Raw genomic sequence first — 22015 nt, forward strand, 5'->3', positions numbered from 1 at the left:
TTTGGTAAGAGATTGCTCAAAAAAATGAGAATGCTTCAATTAGAGTTGGATTAATTTGGCTTAAAGCCAAAAAAATAAAACCCCATGCCCTTTTATCATAAACTGGGAAAAATCCCGCACAAGCGACATACCATTTTTAGAAAACCCAATGGAGACTTGTATTACGAGCAGCTTTTTGGCACCATAGGTTTTGATGGCATGTACACAAATATGTATCATGAGCACCGCCCCACGCAAGTAAAAGAAATACGCGGAAGCCGTGATGCATCACCAAAAATCGCCAAGAAAAACCACATACAGTCTTACCGCTTTAAAGGTTTTCAGGTCAAGCCTGAAAAGGATTATTTAGACAGCCGCAAACCTATTTTGACTAATAGCGACTGCACCATAATTCTTGCCGCGCCACAGGATAAAACGCAAGAATATTTTTATAAAAACAGCGATGCAGACGAACTTATTTTTGTGCATCGCGGCAGTGGTAAGTTGCGTACGCATCTGGGAAATTTAGATTTTAAATACGGAGATTATTTATTGATCCCGCGTGGTGTGATCTATAAAATGGATTTTGACACAGACGACAACCGTTTGTTCATCGTAGAATCCCGCCGACCTATTTACACGCCTAAGCGCTATCGCAACTGGTTTGGTCAATTGCTAGAACATTCGCCGTTTTGCGAACGTGATTTGAGAAGACCATACGAGCTAGAAACAAATGACGAGACGGGAGATTTTTTGATGAAAATCAAAAAGCAGGATGAAATCTTTGATATGGTTTATGCCACGCATCCCTTTGATGTTGTGGGTTATGATGGCTATAATTATCCGTATGCATTTTCAATTCATGATTTTGAACCTATCACGGGCCGCATTCATCAGCCGCCACCGGTGCATCAAACCTTTGAAACAGATGCTTTTGTGGTATGTAGTTTTTGTCCGCGTAAATATGATTATCACCCGGAAAGTATCCCGGCGCCTTACAACCATAGCAACATTGATAGCGACGAAGTTCTATACTATGTAGACGGTGATTTTATGAGCCGCAATGATATCGAGGCAGGACATATTTCGTTGCATCCAGCGGGTATTCCGCACGGGCCACATCCCGGCACGGTAGAGCGCAGCATAGGTAAAACAGAAACAGAAGAACTCGCAGTTATGGTAGACACTTTTAAACCGCTTATGGTTTGTGAAGACGCCATGGAAATTGCAGACGAAACGTATTATAAATCGTGGCTTGAATAAATAATTAGTGAATTTGAAAATGAGCAAATTAGCTAATTCAACAAATTCATGAGAATGAAATTTAGCTTAAGCGAAAAATATAAGGATAATGCCATACTAAGGCTGACGTTTGAATTTTCGATTGAAGCAGTTAAGTATGCTGAAGAACTTGAAAGCAAAAAGAAATTTGTCATAGCAAGACAACTTTTAAGATCAGCAACTTCAATAGGAGCTAATGTTAAAGAAGCACAGAATGCTGAGAGTAAAGCTGATTTTGTTCATAAAATGAAAATTGCTTCTAAAGAAGCTGATGAGACAGAATACTGGTTATTTTTATGTCAAAACATAGACTCTTATCCAGAATGTGAAAGCCTAATTACCAAACTTAGCGGGATTATAAAATTGCTGAATAGCATAATAGGCACAAGTAAAAGAAATTTAAAATAAAGTCATTCGCTAATTATCGAATTTGCTAATTAGCTCAATTGATTAATCGATAATCGAGTAATTGAAAAATCATGAAAGAAGATTTAAAATCCGTTGACTACGGACTAGAAAAAATATTTGATGGAGCGCAGGATTTCTTGCCGCTTCTAGGTACAGATTATGTTGAATTTTATGTAGGTAATGCAAAGCAGGCAGCGCATTTTTACAAGACAGCTTTTGGTTTTCAATCCTTCGCCTATAGCGGACTAGAAACCGGTCAAAAAGACCGCGTGAGTTATGTGCTCAAACAAGATAAGATCAGACTGGTTTTGACTTCGCCGCTCAACAGCGATTCTCCCATTAATGACCATATTGTAAAGCATGGCGACGGTGTGAAGGTTGTTGCGCTTTGGGTAGAAGATGCCCGTAGCGCTTTTGAAGAAACCACAAAACGCGGCGCAAAACCATTTATGGAGCCCAAGGTTGAAAATGATGAACATGGCGAGGTCGTTCGCTCTGGGATTTATACCTATGGCGAGACCGTTCACATGTTTGTAGAGCGCAAAAATTATAACGGTCAATTTTTACCTGGCTTTCGCCAATGGATCTCAGATTATAACCCTGAGCCTACCGGATTAAAATACATAGACCACATGGTAGGTAATGTAGGCTGGGGCGAAATGAACACATGGGTAAAATGGTATGAAGAAGTAATGGGATTTGTAAACTTTCTCACTTTTGACGACAAGCAGATCACCACAGAATATTCTGCTTTGATGAGTAAAGTGATGAGCAATGGCAACGGAAGGATCAAATTCCCAATCAACGAACCTGCTGAAGGAATCAAAAAATCTCAAATCGAAGAATATCTTGATTTTTATGAAGGTCCGGGCGTGCAACATCTCGCCGTGGCCACAGATGATATTGTAAAAACCGTTGCCGCTTTAAAAGCACGCGGAGTAGAATTTTTACCTCCACCTCCACAAGCGTATTATGACGATATCCCAAGAAGATTAGGCACACACATGGACAAGATGAAAGAAGACCTTAAGAGACTTCAAGAACTCTCAATCCTTGTGGATGCTGATGAAGAAGGCTATTTGCTGCAGATTTTCACAAAACCATTACAAGACAGACCTACGCTATTTTTTGAGATCATTCAGCGTATGGGTGCTAAAGGTTTTGGCGCAGGAAACTTCAAAGCCCTTTTTGAATCTATCGAGCGTGAGCAGGCTTTAAGAGGAACGCTTTAATTATTAAAAAATCGCAATTAAATAAAACCCATTTCGTTTAAGATCGAGATGGGTTTTTTTGTGCTTTAAGAAAAGGCTATTAAATCGTTTTGGCTAATTTTGGAACACATCTTGTAATTACTTTGGCGTAAGCCTAATTATTACAGCTATGAAAAAGATTTATACAATATTGATCGCTCTGGTTTTTATCGCTTCCGCGAAAGCGCAAACCCGTGCATTTAAAGATGGTGAGTGGTTCAAATTTCGCATTCATTACGGTCTTGTGACTGCAGGATATGCAACGCTAGATGTGGATAGCGAGGTGCTTAACGGCAAACCTGTTTACCATCTTAAAGGCTATGGCGAAACTACCGGTCTATCTGCATTATTTTTTAATGTGGAAGATTACTATGAATCCTATGTAGATAAAAATACCATCTTGCCATATCGTTTTATAAGAAAGATCGATGAAGGCGGCCACACAAAAGATAAAGTCATTGACTTTGATCAAGCGGCAAACAAGGCTTATGTAAACGATAAGAAGCATAACAAAAAATCAACCCATACCACAGAGGCGCAGGTGCATGATTTTATCTCTTCTTTCTTCTACCTAAGAGATAAAATTGATACCGAAAATCTACGAGTGGGCGATGAGACGGTGCTTAATATGTTTTTTGACGAAGAGAATTTTAAGTTCAAGCTTAAATTTCTGGGTAGAGAAGTGATCGACACAAAACTAGGAAAGATCAAAGCGCTAAAGTTTAGACCTTATGTACAAGCGGGACGCGTTTTTAAAGAAAAAGAAAGCCTTACCATCTGGGTAAGTGATGATAAAAATAAAATACCTTTGCGACTCAAGGCCAGTCTTGCTGTGGGTTCGCTAAAGGCAGATATTGACGCCTTTAAAGGCTTAGCAAATCCGTTTCAGATAATTATAGATTAATGAGCAAAATCCCAGACGACGCACGGGAACAGATAGATAAACTTGCACAAAAATTTGATGCCATGGGGCATGACCTTTCATCACATTTGGAAGGTTTTTTACATGCAAAACCCATGAATTATTGGGATTATATTCAGACGGATGCTTTGCTCAATTTGCAAGTGCAACGCACGATGTATCCTGATGAGATGGTGTTTATCATGTACCATCAGGTTAATGAGTTGCTATTTAAAATGATCCTCTGGGAGATCGAGCAGGTTGCAACAAAACAAGAACTTACCGCACAGTTTTTCGCCGAAAGGCTGCAAAGAATAAGCAGATACTTTGACATGCTCACGGGCTCGTTTACCATTATGCGCGAAGGCATGGAGATGGAGCAATATCTTAAATTTAGACTTACGCTAAGTCCTGCGAGCGGTTTTCAAAGCGCGCAATATCGTCTTATTGAATTTGGCAGCACAGATCTTGTAAATCTTATAGATGCTCGCTTTCGCGAAAAGTACACTGACCAGATGTCTCTGGATGAAGCCTTTGAAATGTTATACTGGCAAGCGGCCGGCAAGGATTTTAAAACCGGCAAGAAATCATACACACTTTCTGAATTTGAACTAAAATATAAGGAGGATTTTCTGCGTTTTCTAGTTAAGTTTAAAAATTTAAATTTGTACGCCCGTTTTAAAACGCTTCCAGAAAAGGATCAAAATGATGCAACATTGCGCGATGCGATGCGTCATTATGACCATACGGTCAATATTAAATGGGTCATGTCTCACTTTAGGGCTGCAAAGTATTACCTAAATCAAGGCGAAGAACCTATGGAGGCTACTGGAGGCAGCGACTGGGTAAAATATATGCATCCCAAGTATCAAAAACGTATTTTCTTTCCTGATTTATGGTCTAAAGAAGAGCGTGATAGCTGGGGCGAGCATGTTTAATTAACGTATTAGCAAAGCACAAAAATCCCTAAATTGAAAAAATTTCTTCTGATGCTGGCGGCACTTGCGATCCTATCGTGTGCTGATGACGAAACGAAACAAGAAAAACCAACTCCAAAACTAGAGACTAAGCCTAAGATCAATAAAGAATACGGGTATGTCTTTGACAACTACAACGTTGTGAGAGACACCGTTAAGAGTGGCGATAGCTTCGGGAAAATACTTTTTGACAACGGTATTGACTACGGCACCATTCAGCATATTACAGATTCTTCTTTAGCTGTTTTTGACACGCGCAAAATTGATATAGGTAAACCATACGTTTTGCTTAAAGCAAAAGACACTACAGACAAAGCAAAGGTTTTTATCTACGAGCAAAATAAGATAGATTATGTTGTAGTAGATTTTCAGGATTCACTTAAAGTGGAAGCAAAAAAGAAGCCTGTAACCATCGTTGAAAAAACTGCGCACGGCGTTATAAACGATAACATGTCTTCTACCTTTGATGAGCTAGGACTTAGCGTTGTACTTTCGTACAAGATCGCAGATATTTATGCCTGGACTATTGACTTCTTCCACCTGCAAGCAGGAGATAAATTCAAGGTAATTTATACTGAGAAATATATCAATGACACCATCCCAGCTGGTATAGACCAGATCAAGGCGAGTTGGTTTGAGCACAAAGGCAAACCTGTGTATGCCTTTAGATATCAAAATGACAGCTTACCTAATGCCATCGACTTTTATGATGAAGAGGCAAACAACTTAAGACGTGCTTTCTTAAAAGGTCCGCTTAAGTTTAACCGTGTTTCTTCGCGCTACAATCTTAAAAGACGCATCGCATATTACGGTAATAAAATACGTCCTCACCGTGGTACAGACTTTGCTGGCGCTGTAGGAACTCCTATCATGACAACTGCAGATGGTACCGTTATAAAAAGTGAATATCGTGGCGGTAACGGTAATTATGTAAAAGTGCGCCACAATAGCACTTATGAAACACAGTATTTGCACATGAGCAAGCGCGCAGTAAAAGTGGGCGATTATGTGCGTCAAGGCGATGTGATAGGATACATCGGGATGACAGGAAATACCAGTGGCCCACACGTTTGTTACCGTTTCTGGAAAAATGGTGAGCAAGTAGATCCATTTAAACAAGATCTTCCAGATAGTGAGCCGCTAGAAGAAGCATTAAGACCAGAATTTTATAATACAATAAATCCACTGAAAAATAGACTAGACAGTCTTAACTTTGAGGAAATCTTATAACCATGCAAAACATAAATCCAACCACTACAACAACCTGGAAAAAACTAGAAGAACACTTTAAGGCTTCTCAAGGTCTTAATATGCGTGAGCTTTTTAAAGATGGCAATCGCGCTTCAAAATTTTCGCAGGAGTGGGAAGATTTTTATGTGGATTACTCCAAAAACCTCATCACAGAAGACACTGTACAATTGCTATTAGAACTGGCTGAAGAAATGAAGCTAGATGAAGCGATTAAGGACTATTTTGGCGGAAGCCATATCAACGAAACTGAAGATCGCGCAGTAATGCATACTGCTTTGCGTTTGCCAAGTACAGCGACTGCAATGGTTGACGGCGAGAATGTGGTGAGCGAGGTTACTGATGTTAAAGCTAAGATCGCAAGATTTAGCAATACGGTTATAAGCGGTGAGCACAAAGGTTTTACCGGCAAAGCGATCACAGACATTGTAAATATAGGTATTGGCGGGTCTGATCTTGGGCCGGCGATGGTTACTGAAGCTCTAGAATATTATAAAAATCACCTTAAAGTTCATTTTATCTCAAATGTTGACGGTGATCATTCTCAAGAGAAACTTAAAGATCTTAACTCAGAAACAACGCTTTTTGTAATTGTTTCTAAAACCTTCACCACACAAGAAACCATCACAAATGCTAAGACAGCAAGAAAATGGTTTTTAGAAAAAGCTGCACTTGCAGATGATGCAAGCAAAGAAGCGATCGCTAAACATTTTGTTGCCGTTTCAACAAATCTTGAAGCTGTGGCAGACTTTGGTATCGCGAGCGAAAACATCTTCCCGATGTGGGATTGGGTAGGCGGTCGTTTTTCTCTGTGGAGCGCTGTAGGATTGAGCATCGCACTTTCAGTTGGGCCTAATAATTTTGAAAAACTTCTAGAAGGTGCTCATGAGATGGATGAGCATTTTAAGAATACGCCTTTCGGCGAAAATATCCCGGTTATCCTTGCGATGATCAGCGTTTGGTATAACAACTTCCACGGCGCAGAGAGCGAAGCTTTGATTCCGTACACGCAATATTTACACCGTTTTTCTGCTTATCTAGAGCAGGCTTTTATGGAGAGTAATGGTAAAAGCGTAGACCGCAACGGCGAGCCTGTAACCTATCAAACCGGAACGATCGTTTGGGGAGAACCAGGAACAAATTCTCAGCATGCGTTCTTTCAATTGATCCATCAAGGAACAAAATTGATCCCTACAGATTTCATCGGTTATAAGCACTCACTGCACGGCGAGCAGGATCATCATGATAAATTAATGGCCAACTTCTTTGCGCAAACAGAGGCCTTAATGAATGGTAAAACTACTGATGAAGTTAAAGCCGAGCTTGTGCAAGATGGCCTTTCGGCGAAAGCCATAGAAAAATTAGCTCCTTTTAAAGTCTTTGAAGGAAACAAACCTACAAACACCTTACTTATAGATAAGCTTACGCCAAAATCTCTAGGCGCTCTTATCTCAATGTACGAGCATAAGATCTTTGTTCAAGGTATAATATGGAATGTTTATAGCTATGATCAATGGGGTGTGGAGCTCGGAAAACAACTTGCGAAGAATATTTTAACAGATATTACTTCAAAAGAGATCAGCGAGCACGATTCTTCAACTACTTCACTTTTAAAAAGATATAAGAAATAATTAACATTTAACATTTTTCGTTAAAATGTTAAAGCTTTTATCGACAACGTTTTAGCACGTTAAAGCCGATTATACATAGTGTTTGTTTTAGATGTTATTCTTAACATTGCCTTAATATTTATTTTGGCAGATAGTAAGACTTTTGCCGCAAAATCTAATTCTAAACACTCACTAATGAAAAATGTTTCCAGACTACTAGTTGTAGCGTTTTTTGTTCTTACTTCAGCAGTAAGCTTCGGACAAGGAACTATAACAGGTAAGGTTGTAGACGGTGAAAACAACACACCTCTACCAGGAGTAAATGTTATTATTGAAGGAACTACCACTGGAGTTACTACAGACTTTGATGGTTTTTTCAAAATCCAGGCTAAAGAAAACACTGGATCTTTGAGAGTTTCTTACGTAGGATTTGTAACTCAAAATGTTGCTTTTGACGTTGCAAATGGTAAAACAGATCTAGGTACTATCACTCTTGCGATGGACTCTAACTCTCTTGATGAGGTTATTGTAAAAGGGTACTCTCTTGCAATTGATAGAAAAACTCCTGTTGCAGTATCAACTGTAAGAGCTGAGCAAATTGAAACAGAACTTGGTAGCCAGGAATTTCCTGAAATTCTTAAAACTACACCTGGTGTTTATGTAACACGTGGTGGTGGTGGTTTTGGAGATGCAGAACTACGTATTCGTGGTTTTAACTCTCAAAACGTTGCTGTAATGATTAACGGTGTTCCTGTAAACGACATGGAAAATGGTCGTGTTTATTGGTCTAACTGGGCTGGTCTTGCTGATGTAGCAAGTAGCATGCAGGTACAAAGAGGTCTTGGTGCAGCGATGATTGGTCTTCCTTCTATAGGTGGTACTGTAAACGTTGTTACAAAATCTACTGACATTGATCAAGGTGGTAACGTGATGATGGCTACTGGTAACGATGGTTACACTAAGTATGGCTTCACACTTTCTACAGGTTTAATGGAAAACGATTGGGCTGCTACTGTAAGCCTTTCAAGAACTACAGGTGAGCAATTTGTAGATGCTACTACAATTGATGCTTATTCTTACTTCGTTAACGTTGCAAAAAGAATTAACGAGAATCACGAATTATCTTTCACTGCATTTGGTGCTCCACAACGTCACGGACAGCGTCAAAACAGACTTCTTATTGATGATTACAGAAGAAGTGAGCGCGGTATTCGCACAAACACTGACTATGGTTATAAAAATGGCCAGTTAGTGAACATAGAAGATAACTTCTACCACAAACCACAAATGTCGCTTAACCACTATTGGACTATTAACGACGTTTCTTCACTTACAACTGCTGTGTACTATTCATTTGGTACTGGTGGAGGTGGTGGTACTGCTGGTGTGAACAAATTCGGAAAATACGATACAAACTATCGTGATGAAGTATTTGGCCCAGTAAACCTTGACAAAATCGTTGAAGAGAACAAAGCTTTAGGACAAGCAGCTAGCGCTGAGACTTTCTTAAGAGCTTCAAGAAACAACCACACTTGGTATGGCGCTCTTTCAACTTTCAATACTGAACTTTCAGAATATATCGATCTTACAGCTGGTCTTGATCTTCGTTTTTACAAAGGAGAGCACTACACAGAACTTACTGATCTATTAGGAGCTTCATTCTACGTTGACAACAATGACGTAAACAATCCTAACAAAATTGTAAAAGAAGGTGACAAGTATAACTACTATGACTTTGGATATACTAACTGGGCAGGTCTTTTCGCACAAGCGGAATATAACAAAGACGCACTTTCTGCAGTAGTTTCTGTAGCGGCTAACAACACTGCTTACAAGAGAGAAGACCTTTATAAGTATACTCCAGATGATCCATTAAGAGAAACTGACTGGGTAAACTTTGCAGCATTCAGTACTAAAGGTGGTGTAAACTATCGTCTTAACGAATCTCACAACGTTTTTGCTAACGTAGGTTACTTTGAGCGTGCACCGTTTAATGATGCTGTTTTCCTTAACAACCGTAACGTAGCAAACGAAGATGCTGAAAACCAAAAGATCTTTAGTGCAGAAGTTGGATACGGTTTTAGAGGTGATAACTTTAAAGTTGACCTTAACGTTTACCGTACTCAGTGGATGGATAGATCTTATACCATCACAAGAACAGCTGACAACATACAATATGTTGCTAACATCTTAGGTATTAACCAAAATCACCAAGGTGTTGAACTTGAAATGTCTTACCGCCCAATTGAAGCACTTACTCTTACTGGTATGGCTTCTATAGGTGACTGGCAATTTGCAAATGATGTAAATGACGTTCAAGTATTTGACGATCAGCAAAACCCTATTGGTGACCCAATCAACATCTACCTTGATGGTGTAAAAGTGGGTAACTCTGCGCAAACTACATTTGCTTTAGGTGCTGATTATGCGTTATTCTCTTCTACTTCTGTAAGAGCTTCATTTAACTACGCATCTGACTATTATGCAGATTATGACCCAACTGGTCGTAGTGCACAAGGTTTACCACAAACTTGGGAAATGCCAGCTTATGGTCTTTTAGATCTTGGTTTAACTCACAAATTTACTTTTGGAGGATTTGACGCTCAGATCAACGCTAACGTATTTAACGTGTTGAACACTGAATACATCTCTGATGCACAAGATGGTAACAACTCTGTTGCTGAAACTGCATTAGTGTATTATGGTGCCGGTAGAACTTATACTATCGGAGCAAAAATTAATTTCTAAAAAAAATTGAAATGAAAAAATTAAACTATTTATTTTCCGCGCTTTTTGCGGCTGGTTTAGTAGCTAGCTGTGATCCTGTAGAGGATATTAATGATCAGTTAGCAGCAAACGAGCCAGGAATCAGTACAGTTTTAGATTACACGCTTACTGACGATGATTACGAGGCTTTAGAGCTATCTTTTGGGAACTTTAGTAGTGTGGATGATGCTAAAGCTTTAATCCCACAAGTTCTTAATGATAACTTCCCAGTACTAGGAGAGGGATCTTTAGCTAATGTAACTTTTAAAATCTACGATCCTATTCGTGTTGTAAATTATTCAGTAGTTGATGCAGATTATGCTTCTGCTGGTCTTTCTACTTCATACGCGGCAGGCCTTGGTGATATTCAAGACATTCTTGATTTTAAATATCCACAAGCAGAAAACGGTGATTATGTAAATCTCACTTACAAAGTACTTGCTGACGAAATTCAGTATACTTTAGACGCTGATGATTTTGATTTAATTGGTGAAGAACTTGCCACTAAGTATCCAGACCCAGCTTCAAATGCAGCGCAATATAGCAGCTTTGAAATAAGAGACACAAGAGATAGTTACTGGTCTGAAGAAATGATTCTTGAAGCAATCAACATTGCTTTAAGTGATAATTTCGACAATGTTACTAACCAAAAATATAGTGTTTCTTACGCAACTTATAATGGTTCAGGTGGTGCTGATAGCATGACTGTTCAATTTAATGGAAATGCATACGTTGCTGTAGGCGGAACTGCTTTTGAAATCTCAGATGATGAGTTTATTCAAATTGGTAATGAATTTGCTACAACTTATCCAGAACCAGCGGCTAGTGCTATTGAGTTTGATAACTTTGAGCGTAGAACTGATGACGATGCTTACTGGAGTGACGCAATGATTCTTGAAGCAGTAAACTTTCTTCTAGGTGAAAAATATCCAGATGCAGCAGAAGGTGCTAAATTTGAGATTACTTACGATGTATACACAGGTTCTGCTGGCGAGGAAGTAATTTCTGTTGTAAAACAAGGTGATTCTTACATCGTAGATACCAATGCATCTATATCTGTAATTGAAACTTCTTCTGTATATGCTTACGCAAATGGCACATGGAATGCTCCATTCATGCTAGAGACTGAAGATTATACTGCAATGGGACAATCTTATCCTAACTTTGATGATGAAGATGAGGCTATTTATAAACTTCAAATCTTCCTAGGAAGAGAGTTTCCATACGCTCAAGAAGGAGATTTCGCAACTGTAGCATATGCTTTTTACGATGGTTCTGTATCTACTGAATATGCAAACTTTATATTCAAGAATGGAAGTTTTGTAAACATTCCTAGCGTTGTTGAAAATTCATTACAATTTGGTCATGATGGTACAACTTGGGTTCCAGATAACACTATTGCGTATACGCTTTCTTTAGCAGATTACACCTTCATTGGTGCTCAACTTGAGGCTAAATACCCTAACCAAACATCAAGTATGTTGCGTTACAACAACCTTGATAGACGTACAGGTAATGACGCATACTGGAGTGATGATATGATCCTTGAAGCACTAAACTTGCTTCTTAATGAGATCGATGGATCTTCAGAGAATGGACAAAAATATGCTGTAACATTTGATATCTATAATGGATCAAATACTACTGAAACATTCCTAGTTATAAAAACTGACGGAGATTGGGTAATGCAGTAATTATCGAATAGATTATAAGTTAAACCTCCTACATCCCGTAGGAGGTTTTCTTTTCTATAGCTATATTGAAATGCAATTATTATTACAATGAAAAAGAAATTATTTAAAATGAAAAGCATCAAATTTCTAAACTTCGCTTTAGCAATCTTTATGCTAGGATGTAGTAGCGGTGACGACAGCAACACAACACCAGAACCTGATCCAGATCCAGAAGTAAAAGCACCGGTAGCTACTGCCGATTCTTACACAACAGGAGAAAATGAAGCCATTACTATTGATGACTTTCTTGAAAATGACACCATCTATGATTATGGGAGAATCACAGATATTGACTCGCAATCTTCTCAAGGTGGTACCATAGAAGATAATCGTGATGGAACTTACACGTATACTCCGGCTTCTAACTTTATAGGTGAAGATACATTTACATACACGCTATGTGATGCTGAGATACCAGCAAATTGCTCAGAAGGTACAGTTACTATTACTGTGACTGAATCTGGACCTGTAGCTACCAATGATTCTTATGATGTTCAGGAAAACACCGTTTTTCAAATAAACAATTACCTTGAGAATGATCAACTTCTAGACAATTCAGATATTAGTTCAATAGAAACCAGCGATCTTAAAGGTACTGCTGTCCTTAATGAAAATGGATCAATCACATATACCGCTCCTAATGGTTTTGCTGGTGAAGACATCTTTACTTATACCATTTGTGATGATGATGAAACGCCTACTTGCGCAACAGCAACAATAACTATTACAGTAATTGATGAAGGCTCTCCAGAAGCAAAGGATGATAAAATTGTAGTAAGTAAAGACAATCAAATTGAGATAAGCAACCTTCTAGATAATGATGTTGTTGTAGATGATGCTGCAATAACTTCTATAGATAATTCTTCAACCACTGGTAGTGTAACGCTTAACGCGAATGGTACTGTGACCTATATTCCAACAACTGGTTTTGTAGGAACAGACAGCTTCTCTTACACTATTTGCGATGATGATGAAACGCCTACTTGTTCTTCAGCTGTAGTTACTGTTGAAGTTGTAGAACCTATTTCATTCAACATTCCATCAGAGCTTGAGTATTACTACGGAAATATTCCGCTTACAACAGATGAAGATTCAAACTTTGATGTGATAAGAGAACTTACGATCGCAAGTCACACCACAATTCTTACTTATGGTCAGCGTCACAACTATCTTTATGATGCAGATGCAGATCTTAGTAATGCCGCAAACGTGATCCTTATGTATTCTGGCGAAAGCCGCGACAAAAGAGAGTATACTTCTGGCAGCAACTCTCACACTCCGCAAACTTTTAATACAGAGCACATCTACCCTCAATCAAAACTTGCTACAGAAGATGCCGTTACAGATCTGCACCATCTTAGATCTGCAGACGATCAAGTGAATGGTCAACGTTCTAATTATCCTTTTGTTGATGGTTCTGGTACATATCAAAAAATTAATGGCAACACTTGGTATCCGGGTGATGAGTGGAGAGGCGATGTAGCGCGTATGGTGATGTATCTTAATGTGCGCTATGGCGAAACGTTTGAAAAAGTGGGAACGCTTGAACTTTTCTTAAAATGGAATAGAGAAGATCCTGTTTCTGACTTTGAAAAGCAACGCAACGCAGTGATAGAAGGTGCTCAGGGAGACAGAAACCCATTTATTGACAACCCATACCTTGCGACTCTTATTTGGGGTGGCCAGGCTGCTGAAAATACATGGGAATAATCTAAATTTGCTGAAAAATCAACCTATATGTATAGCACTGTTCAATTCATACATTCTTACTGGGCATATCTAGTTTTGGCCGTGATGGTCATCACAACGATCAATTCTTTAATAGGCTATTTTAGCGATAGAGAGTTTGCGCCTAAGGACTTCAGGCTTGCATTATTCACTTTGATCTGTACGCATATCCAATTGTTGATAGGTATTGTTCTTTACTTCGTTTCTCCATACACCATAGATGCGATTAGCGAAGTAGGCATGAGCGAAGTGATGAGTAATGATACATTGCGCCTTTATGTAATTGAGCATCCACTTATGATGATCATCACGATCACACTTGTGACCATAGGTTACAGTAAGCAAAAGAAGAAATTAACCAGCAGACCTAAATTCAAGATCCTTTCGATCTTTTACACACTTGCGCTTTTGTGCTTGTTAAGTAGAATTCCGTGGTCAGCATGGTTCTAATAAAATAAAAGCCTCGCAAATGCGAGGCTTTTTTATTGCTTTTATTTTTTGGCTTAAAGCCAAAAAACTACTTATTCATCCACTCTTCTATCTCCTCAACTTCTAGCGGAATGTTGCGCATTAAGTTGAATGGCTCTCCACTCTCCTGGATCACAACATCATCTTCTAGACGAATACCAAAACCTTCATCAGGGATATAAATTCCTGGCTCAACGGTAAAAACATTGTTCACCTGCATTGGCTCGTGTAATAAGCCGTAGTCATGCGTATCAAGACCTATGTGGTGCGATGTACCGTGCATAAAATACTTTTTGTACGCTGGCCAATCAGGATTCTCATTTTTCACATCTGCTTTGTCTAGTAATCCAAGACCAAGCAATTCAGACGTCATTAGTTTACCAACTTCCACATGAAAATCTGCCCAAAGATTACCAGGTGTAAGCATCTTAGTAGCTTCTTTCTTCACGCGTAAAACAGCGTTGTACACATCCTTCTGGCGATCTGTAAACTTCCCAGAAACCGGAATGGTTCTCGTCATATCGCTGCTGTAATTTGCATATTCTGCACCTACATCTAGCAACATAAGATCACCTGCCTGCAACTGCTGATTGTTCACTACATAGTGTAGCACATTTGCGTTATTACCACTGGCAACAATAGGCGTATATGCAAATCCGCGGCTGCGGTTACGCAAGAATTCATGCATAAATTCTGCTTCGATCTCGTATTCCCAAACTCCAGGTTTAGTGAACTGCAGTACGCGTTTAAAACCTTTTTCGGTGATATTACATGCTTGCTGCATGATGTCTATCTCGATCTGATCTTTTACAGAGCGCAGACGTTGCATGATAGGATTACTTTTTGCAACAGCATGAGCCGGATATTGCTCGCGCACCCATTTATTAAAACGTGCCTCACGAGTTTCGGTTTCCACATTTGCACGGTAATGCTCATTTGTATTGATATAGATGTTCTCAGCCTGAGACATCATTTCATAAAAGATCTTCTCAAAATCCTGTTTCCAGTAAACGGTTTTTACACCACTCACCTCTTCTGCCTTTTCCTTAGTGAGTTTCTCACCTTCCCACACAGCGATGTGATCGTTAGTTTCAGTAAGAAAAAGCACCTCGCGGTGTTTCTCTTTTGGGCAATCAGGAAAAACCACAAGAATACTGTTTTCTTGATCTACGCCGCTCAGATAAAAAAGATCCCTATTCTGCTGAAAAGGCATTGTGCTATCTGCACCTATAGGATAAATGTCGTTAGAATTAAACACCGCCAGACTATTAGGCTTCATCTGCGCCATAAAATTCTTTCGGTTTTTAATAAATAACTCTCTGTCTATTAAGTCGTATTTCATTGTGTTTATTTGGCTTTCGCCAAAAATACAAAGATACCCCGCAAATGCTGCTATAATCCTGTTAAACCCTGCCACGCCTATGTAGAATTAATTTGCTATTTTCATGAGCACAAATTGACCGTCAAAAAAATGAAATTAAAAAGCATTCTCCCCTTTGCTGTTGTTTCCCTTATCGCTTTCGCGGAAGCAAATGCCCAGAAAACAGATCTTACTCCAGCTACAGACGCTAAAAAAGTGATCCAATCGCTTGAGACACAAGCTAAGCTTGAAGAAAACTCTATCGTTAAAAATGTAAAGTTTAAAAACGTAGGCCCTACTATCATGAGCGGCCGTGTTGTGGATATTGCTGTAAATCCAGAAAATCCAACTGAATTTTATGTAGCATATTCTACCGCTGGAGTGTGGCACACAAAAAATAACGGAACATCATTCACGCCATTAATGGACAACGCGCCTACGCAAAATGTGGGCGACATTGATGTGCACTGGCCTTCTGGAACGATCTACGTAGGAACTGGTGAAAACAATTCTTCTCGTTCTTCTTATGCCGGTATTGGTATTTTAAAATCTACAGATCATGGTGAATCTTGGCAAAACATTGGCCTGCCAGACTCACACCACATAGGTCGCATTCTGGTTAATCCAGATAATGCAGACGAAGTTATTGTAGGAGCAGTAGGTCATCTTTACTCTCGCAACGAAGCGCGCGGTATTTACCGTAGTACAGATGGCGGCGCAACTTGGGAAAAAACACTTTTTATTGATGATGCTACTGGCGTTATAGAACTAGTTGCTTCACCTGATGATTACAACACCATGTTTGCGGCTACCTGGCAAAAGGATCGCAAAGCATGGAATTTTAAAGGTAATGGTGCTACTTCAGGTATTTACAAAAGTACTGATGCTGGTAAAACCTGGAAGGTCGTTAGCACAAAAGACAGTGGCTTTCCTACTGGCGAAGGCGTAGGACGTATTGGTCTTGCAATGTTTGACAGCAACACCATTTATGCGATTCACGATAGTCAATTTCACCGTAAGGAAGAAAAAAAGGAAGATGATGAAGACAAAGACATTCTTACAAAGGATGATCTTAGAACAATGAAATCAAAGCAATTCTTAGCGCTTGATGATAAAAAAGTTGAAGCTTATTTGAGACAAAATGGTTTTCAATCTAAATACAAGGCTGAGAATGTAAAGCAAATGGTTAAAGATGAAGAGATCACACCGCTTGATCTTGTAAAATATCTTGAGGATGCAAACTCGGTAATGTTTGACACGCCGGTAATAGGCGCAGAAGTTTACCGCAGCGACGATGGCGGCACGACTTGGAAAAAAATGAACGAAGAGTATATTGATGGACTTTTCTATAGCTATGGTTATTACTTTGCTCAGATCGCTGTAGATCCTAGCAATAAAGACAAAATTTATACAGGCGGTGTGCCGCTTATCCGTTCTGACGATGCAGGTAAAACCTGGAAGTTGATAAGCGGTGACAATATGCACTCTGACCATCACTCTATTTGGGTTGATCCCAATTTACCCGGCCATATCATTAATGGTAACGACGGTGGCGTGAACATTTCTTATGACGATGGCGAAACTTGGATTAAAAACAACACACCTTCTGTAGGGCAGTTTTATTACATCAATGTTGACAATGAAAAGCCTTACAATGTGTATGGCGGGCTGCAAGACAACGGAGTTTGGAAAGGAGCGCACAATGCCGAGATGAACACAAGATGGCAAAGTGAAGGCGAATACCCGTGGAAGGAACTTGCTGGCGGTGATGGCATGCAAGTACAGATAGATTCTAGAGATTCTGATATTATTTACACAGGATCGCAGTTTGGTAGTTATTCTAGAATTAACCTTAAAACTGGCGATAGAAAATACATTCAGCCTAAGCATAATCTGGGCGAATCGCCATACCGTTTTAACTGGCAAACACCTATTTTGCTTTCTTCACACAATCAAGACATTCTTTATTTTGGTGGGAACAAATTGCATCGCTCATTTAATCAAGGTGACGATTGGGAAACAATTTCTGATGATCTTACCTATGGCGGTAAAAAGGGAAATGTAGCGTATGGCACACTTACCACTATAAGCGAATCTCCATTTCAATTTGGCTTAATTTACACCGGTAGTGACGATGGCCTCATTAGCGTGACAAAAGACGGCGGCGCAAACTGGCAAAAGATCTCTGCAAGTTTGCCAAAGAATCTTTGGGTAAGTCGCCTTGTTGCTTCTCAACATAAAAAAGATCGCGTTTACGCTTCACTTAACGGCTACCGCTGGGACGATTTCACACCATACGTTTACATGAGCGACGATATGGGTAAAACCTGGAAAGACATCAGCAGCAATCTGCCATTGAGCCCGGTTAATGTAATCAAAGAAGACCCTAAAAACCCTTCAATTCTTTACGTAGGTACAGACAACGGAGTGTACGTTAGCTTTGATCATGGCACTAGTTGGGAGTCGTTTAAAAATGGATTGCCACGCGTAGCGGTTCACGATCTTGTGATACAAGAAGAAGAGAATGACCTTGTCGTGGGTACGCACGGCCGCTCTATTTATATCGCAGATCTTGAGACTATTCACGCTTTCGCGAAAAGCGATCAAAAACAATTTCAAGTATTTGATATAGAAGAAGTACGTTTCTCACCACGCTGGGGATCAAGCTGGGGATCGTGGTATGACGCCTTTGAACCAGAAACCGAAATAAGTTTTTACGCTCCACAAAGTGGCACAGCTACCATCACAGTTTCAGACAGTGAAGGAAAAACTCAAAGCACATGGGAAGTAGAAGCAGATAAAGGTTTAAACTTCGCCGAATATCATCTGGAGAACACAGAAGAAAAAGAAATATCAAACAAAACCGGTAACGGCAAACATTATTTACCAGTAGGCGAATACACCGTAAAAATTGAGATGGCTGGCAAAACCACCAAAACAACACTCAAAATAACCGAGAGTCGCGGTTGGGCTAGAATGCCAGTACCAGGAAGCGTAGAAATAGACTAACAAAATATGCAGCTAACCTTAAGTATACCCGCATTGCTTTTTCCGGCGATATCACTTACGATGTTAGCGTATAATGCGCGCTATCTGGCCATCGCCTCACTCATCAGGCAGTTACATAAACAGTTTGAAGAAACTTCAGCATCGCCATTAAAGCAGCAAATCTATCTTTTGCGCAAAAGATTATCATACATTAAAGGAATGCAAACCGCAGCCATTTTAAGCTTTCTGCTGGCTGCGGTATGTATGTTCCTGATCTATGTTGAGATGATGGTTTTTGCCAATATTATTTTTGGCGTAAGCCTAATATTTCTTGTTGTATCGCTCATCATTTTGCTCATAGAAGTGCGACTTTCTACACAAGCGCTAGAGGTACAACTTAAAAGCATGGAGGGTTAATATTTGCCTTTTGGCGAAAGCCATAAACACGTAAAAGCTTTTAGTAAAAAATGGTATTTCGCAACCATTATCGCATGCTTGCTTAAACTTATTTTAAATAAGAAGCAAAACCTTCCCAAAGTTTGGGAAACCCGAGCCTGAGCCGTATTTTTGCTCTCCGTAAATCAAAAAAACATTTAAATGGGAGTAAATTCCTCTTCGATCGCTAGAAAGGTATCAATGGCACTTTCTGGTTTGTTTTTGGTTCTATTTCTTGGTCAGCACTTTACCATTAACTTTTCATCAGTTTTAAGCCCTGATACTTTTAATGAATGGTCTCACTTCATGGGAACCAACATCCTTGTACAAGCGGTTTTACAACCGGTATTGATCTTTGGTGTGATTTTTCACTTTGTAATGGGTTTCATCCTTGAGGCTCGTAACAACAAAGCGCGTGCTGTGAAGTACAAGAACTTTAAAGGAAACAAAAACAGTATGTGGGTATCTCGCAACATGATCTACACTGGTCTTGTTGTTTTAGGATTCTTAGCACTACACTTTTATGACTTCTGGGTACCAGAAATCATTTACAAATATGTAGAAGCTAACCCACCTGTAGAAACACGCTATTTTGAAGAATTAGTTCACAAGTTTGAAAGTCCTGTAAGAACAGGTCTTTATGTGATCTCATTTGTGTTTCTTGCATTGCACCTTTACCATGGGTTTGCATCATCATTTCAATCTATGGGATGGAAAAGTGCCTACGCTAAGGACGTTTGGACTAAAGCAGCCCGAATCTACGCTATTGTAATTCCTGCAGGATTCGTGTTTATCGCACTCTATCACCATTTTAATCAATTGCATTAATCGTATGGCAATCCTAGATTCTAAAATACCAAAAGGCCCACTTAAAGATAAGTGGACTCAACATAAAAACGATATTAATCTGGTTAATCCAGCAAACAAGCGTAACATTGATGTTATCGTTGTGGGAACTGGTCTTGCAGGAGGTAGTGCTGCTGCAACACTTGCAGAACTAGGTTATAACGTAAAGACATTTTGCTACCAAGATTCTCCTCGTCGCGCGCACTCTATTGCCGCTCAAGGTGGTATCAACGCAGCAAAGAACTATCAAGGAGATGGTGACTCTGTTTACCGTCTTTTTTATGATACAGTAAAAGGTGGTGACTACCGCTCTCGTGAAGCAAATGTTTATCGTCTTGCTGAAGTATCTGCAAACATTATTGACCAGTGCGTTGCTCAAGGTGTTCCTTTTGCACGTGAATATGGTGGTTTGTTAGACAACCGTTCCTTTGGTGGTGTACTTGTATCAAGAACATTTTACGCTAAAGGTCAGACAGGGCAGCAGCTTTTATTAGGTGCCTACTCTGCAATGAACCGCCAGATCAACCGTGGTAAGATCGAGTCTTACAACCGTCATGAGATGTTAGATCTTGTACTTGTAGATGGCAAAGCTCGTGGTATTATCGCTCGTGATCTTGTAACTGGCGAGATAGAGCGTCACTCTGCTCACGCTGTTGTGATCGCTTCTGGAGGTTATGGTAATGTTTTCTTCCTTTCTACAAATGCAATGGGAAGTAACGTTATGGCAGCATGGAGAGCACACCGTCGTGGTGCATATTTTGCAAATCCTTGCTTTACTCAAATTCACCCTACTTGTATTCCTGTTTCTGGTGATCATCAGTCAAAATTAACTTTGATGTCTGAGTCACTACGTAACGATGGTAGAATTTGGGTTCCTAAGAAAATGGAAGATGTTGAAGCCATAAGAGCTGGAAAGCTTAAACCGGTTGACATCAAAGAAGAAGATAGAGATTATTACTTAGAGCGTCGTTATCCTGCATTTGGTAACCTTGTACCTCGTGATGTTGCATCACGTGCTGCAAAAGAGCGTTGCGATGCTGGTTATGGTGTGAACAAAACAGGAGAAGCTGTATTCTTAGACTTTAGCAGCGCGATCATGCGTTATGGTAAAGAAAAAGCGCACACTTCTGGTATTCACAATCCATCTGACGCACAAATAAGAAAACTAGGAGAAGATATCGTAGAAGCAAAATACGGTAACCTCTTCCAGATGTATGAGAAGATCACAGATGAGAATCCATACAAAACACCTATGAAGATCTATCCTGCGGTACACTATACTATGGGTGGACTTTGGGTAGATTATAACCTGCAAACTACAATTCCTGGTTGCTACGCAGCAGGAGAAGCAAACTTCTCTGATCACGGTGCAAACCGTCTGGGAGCATCTGCATTGATGCAAGGTCTTGCTGATGGTTATTTTGTACTTCCATACACAATAGGTGATTACCTTTCTAAAGATATTAGAACAGGTGAGATCTCAACAGAATTACCAGAATTTGACGCTGCTGAGAAAGCTGTACGCGAGCGTATAGAAAAACTTACCAGCGCAAAAGGAAAGCACTCTGTAGATTATTACCACAAGAAACTTGGTAAGATCATGTGGAACAAGTGTGGTATGGCTCGTAACGCTCAAGGCTTACAAGAAGCAATGGAAGAGATCGCTGAACTGCGCAAAGATTTCTGGGAAAATGTAAAAGTACCTGGAGCAGAAGCAGGCATGAACCCAGAACTTGAAAAAGCAGGTCGTGTAGCAGACTTCCTAGAACTTGGAGAACTTTTTGCTAAAGATGCACTTCACCGTAACGAATCTTGTGGTGGTCACTTTAGAGAAGAGTATCAAACCGAAGAAGGTGAAGCATTAAGAGACGATGAAAACTTTACCTATGCAGCTGCATGGGAGTTTGTAGGGAATCCTAGAGAAGCAGTGCTTCACAAAGAGGATCTTAATTTTGAAAACATCGAAGTTAAAACCAGAAGTTACAAATAAGTCATTTTGGCTTTAAGCCAAAATGCATTAAATAAAACTCATTGATA

General features: G+C 39.7%; 16 protein-coding genes. 15 read left to right on the forward strand and 1 reads right to left on the reverse strand.

What is annotated here, in order from left to right; translation table 11 throughout:
* Positions 1-84 precede the first annotated feature (84 nt).
* The 11 genes from ACZ5L8_RS12605 to ACZ5L8_RS12655 all read left to right on the forward strand — a co-directional run bounded on the left by ACZ5L8_RS12605 (position 85) and on the right by ACZ5L8_RS12655 (position 14331).
* Entirely contained in the window at positions 85-1242 is a 1158-nt protein-coding gene (locus tag ACZ5L8_RS12605) for a homogentisate 1,2-dioxygenase (protein ID WP_464437990.1), read from the forward strand.
* Positions 1243-1296: 54 nt separating this feature from the next.
* On the forward strand, positions 1297-1668 hold the full coding sequence (locus tag ACZ5L8_RS12610) for a four helix bundle protein (RefSeq protein WP_462600293.1): 372 nt from the start codon (positions 1297-1299) through the stop codon (positions 1666-1668).
* Positions 1669-1739: 71 nt separating this feature from the next.
* On the forward strand, positions 1740-2900 hold the full coding sequence (gene hppD, locus ACZ5L8_RS12615; protein ID WP_464437992.1) for a 4-hydroxyphenylpyruvate dioxygenase: 1161 nt from the start codon (positions 1740-1742) through the stop codon (positions 2898-2900).
* Between the two features lie 148 nt (positions 2901-3048).
* Positions 3049-3822 (forward strand): DUF3108 domain-containing protein, encoded by a 774-nt coding sequence (locus ACZ5L8_RS12620; RefSeq protein WP_464437994.1) that lies wholly within the window; start codon positions 3049-3051, stop codon positions 3820-3822.
* A complete protein-coding gene (locus ACZ5L8_RS12625; protein WP_464437995.1) occupies positions 3822-4757 on the forward strand; it encodes a tryptophan 2,3-dioxygenase family protein in 936 nt (311 codons plus the stop codon). The genes ACZ5L8_RS12620 and ACZ5L8_RS12625 overlap by 1 nt, the downstream gene beginning before the upstream one ends.
* Positions 4758-4790: 33 nt before the next feature.
* Positions 4791-6026 carry a peptidoglycan DD-metalloendopeptidase family protein gene (locus ACZ5L8_RS12630; RefSeq protein WP_464437997.1) on the forward strand — a complete coding sequence of 412 codons (1236 nt, stop codon included), beginning with the start codon at positions 4791-4793 and terminating at the stop codon, positions 6024-6026.
* Positions 6027-6028: 2 nt separating this feature from the next.
* Positions 6029-7675 carry a glucose-6-phosphate isomerase gene (pgi, locus tag ACZ5L8_RS12635; protein WP_464437999.1) on the forward strand — a complete coding sequence of 549 codons (1647 nt, stop codon included), beginning with the start codon at positions 6029-6031 and terminating at the stop codon, positions 7673-7675.
* A gap of 174 nt (positions 7676-7849) precedes the next feature.
* The gene (locus ACZ5L8_RS12640; RefSeq protein ID WP_464438000.1) at positions 7850-10402 is read left to right on the forward strand and encodes a TonB-dependent receptor; all 2553 of its coding nucleotides are present in this window, start codon (positions 7850-7852) and stop codon (positions 10400-10402) included.
* Positions 10403-10413: 11 nt separating this feature from the next.
* Entirely contained in the window at positions 10414-12114 is a 1701-nt protein-coding gene (locus ACZ5L8_RS12645; RefSeq protein WP_464438002.1) for a hypothetical protein, read from the forward strand.
* Positions 12115-12222: 108 nt separating this feature from the next.
* On the forward strand, positions 12223-13863 hold the full coding sequence (locus ACZ5L8_RS12650; protein WP_464438003.1) for an Ig-like domain-containing protein: 1641 nt from the start codon (positions 12223-12225) through the stop codon (positions 13861-13863).
* 27 nt (positions 13864-13890) lie between these two features.
* Positions 13891-14331, forward strand: coding sequence for a hypothetical protein (locus ACZ5L8_RS12655; protein ID WP_462600284.1), 441 nt, complete (start codon positions 13891-13893; stop codon positions 14329-14331).
* Positions 14332-14398: 67 nt separating this feature from the next.
* On the opposite strand, the gene ACZ5L8_RS12660 is transcribed toward ACZ5L8_RS12655, so the two are convergent.
* Positions 14399-15691, reverse strand: coding sequence for an aminopeptidase P family protein (locus tag ACZ5L8_RS12660; protein WP_464438005.1), 1293 nt, complete (start codon positions 15689-15691; stop codon positions 14399-14401).
* Positions 15692-15820: 129 nt separating this feature from the next.
* Between ACZ5L8_RS12660 and ACZ5L8_RS12665 the strand changes: the two genes are divergently transcribed.
* The 4 genes from ACZ5L8_RS12665 (at position 15821) to ACZ5L8_RS12680 (ending at position 21968) form a co-directional block, all read left to right on the forward strand.
* The gene (locus ACZ5L8_RS12665; protein WP_464438006.1) at positions 15821-18718 is read left to right on the forward strand and encodes a VPS10 domain-containing protein; all 2898 of its coding nucleotides are present in this window, start codon (positions 15821-15823) and stop codon (positions 18716-18718) included.
* A 6-nt stretch (positions 18719-18724) separates the two neighbouring features.
* On the forward strand, positions 18725-19114 hold the full coding sequence (locus ACZ5L8_RS12670; protein ID WP_464438007.1) for a DUF2721 domain-containing protein: 390 nt from the start codon (positions 18725-18727) through the stop codon (positions 19112-19114).
* Positions 19115-19294: 180 nt separating this feature from the next.
* Positions 19295-19960 carry a succinate dehydrogenase cytochrome b subunit gene (locus ACZ5L8_RS12675; protein ID WP_462600280.1) on the forward strand — a complete coding sequence of 222 codons (666 nt, stop codon included), beginning with the start codon at positions 19295-19297 and terminating at the stop codon, positions 19958-19960.
* 4 nt (positions 19961-19964) lie between these two features.
* Positions 19965-21968, forward strand: coding sequence for a fumarate reductase/succinate dehydrogenase flavoprotein subunit (locus ACZ5L8_RS12680; protein ID WP_462600279.1), 2004 nt, complete (start codon positions 19965-19967; stop codon positions 21966-21968).
* Positions 21969-22015 lie beyond the last annotated feature (47 nt).

It is taken from the genome of Leeuwenhoekiella obamensis (assembly GCF_055391795.1).

Excerpts from the sequence above, each read along its gene's own strand:
- ACZ5L8_RS12605 (WP_464437990.1), top strand. The coding sequence starts at position 85 with ATGCCCTTTTATCATAAACTGGGAAAAATCCCGCACAAGCGACATACC.
- ACZ5L8_RS12650 (WP_464438003.1), top strand. The coding sequence starts at position 12,223 with ATGAAAAGCATCAAATTTCTAAACTTCGCTTTAGCAATCTTTATGCTA.
- ACZ5L8_RS12610 (WP_462600293.1), top strand. The coding sequence starts at position 1,297 with ATGAAATTTAGCTTAAGCGAAAAATATAAGGATAATGCCATACTAAGG.
- ACZ5L8_RS12665 (WP_464438006.1), top strand. The coding sequence starts at position 15,821 with ATGAAATTAAAAAGCATTCTCCCCTTTGCTGTTGTTTCCCTTATCGCT.
- ACZ5L8_RS12660 (WP_464438005.1), bottom strand. The coding sequence starts at position 15,691 with ATGAAATACGACTTAATAGACAGAGAGTTATTTATTAAAAACCGAAAG.
- ACZ5L8_RS12645 (WP_464438002.1), top strand. The coding sequence starts at position 10,414 with ATGAAAAAATTAAACTATTTATTTTCCGCGCTTTTTGCGGCTGGTTTA.
- ACZ5L8_RS12620 (WP_464437994.1), top strand. The coding sequence starts at position 3,049 with ATGAAAAAGATTTATACAATATTGATCGCTCTGGTTTTTATCGCTTCC.
- ACZ5L8_RS12640 (WP_464438000.1), top strand. The coding sequence starts at position 7,850 with ATGAAAAATGTTTCCAGACTACTAGTTGTAGCGTTTTTTGTTCTTACT.
- ACZ5L8_RS12625 (WP_464437995.1), top strand. The coding sequence starts at position 3,822 with ATGAGCAAAATCCCAGACGACGCACGGGAACAGATAGATAAACTTGCA.
- ACZ5L8_RS12655 (WP_462600284.1), top strand. The coding sequence starts at position 13,891 with ATGTATAGCACTGTTCAATTCATACATTCTTACTGGGCATATCTAGTT.
- ACZ5L8_RS12670 (WP_464438007.1), top strand. The coding sequence starts at position 18,725 with ATGCAGCTAACCTTAAGTATACCCGCATTGCTTTTTCCGGCGATATCA.
- ACZ5L8_RS12675 (WP_462600280.1), top strand. The coding sequence starts at position 19,295 with ATGGGAGTAAATTCCTCTTCGATCGCTAGAAAGGTATCAATGGCACTT.
- ACZ5L8_RS12680 (WP_462600279.1), top strand. The coding sequence starts at position 19,965 with ATGGCAATCCTAGATTCTAAAATACCAAAAGGCCCACTTAAAGATAAG.
- pgi (WP_464437999.1), top strand. The coding sequence starts at position 6,029 with ATGCAAAACATAAATCCAACCACTACAACAACCTGGAAAAAACTAGAA.
- hppD (WP_464437992.1), top strand. The coding sequence starts at position 1,740 with ATGAAAGAAGATTTAAAATCCGTTGACTACGGACTAGAAAAAATATTT.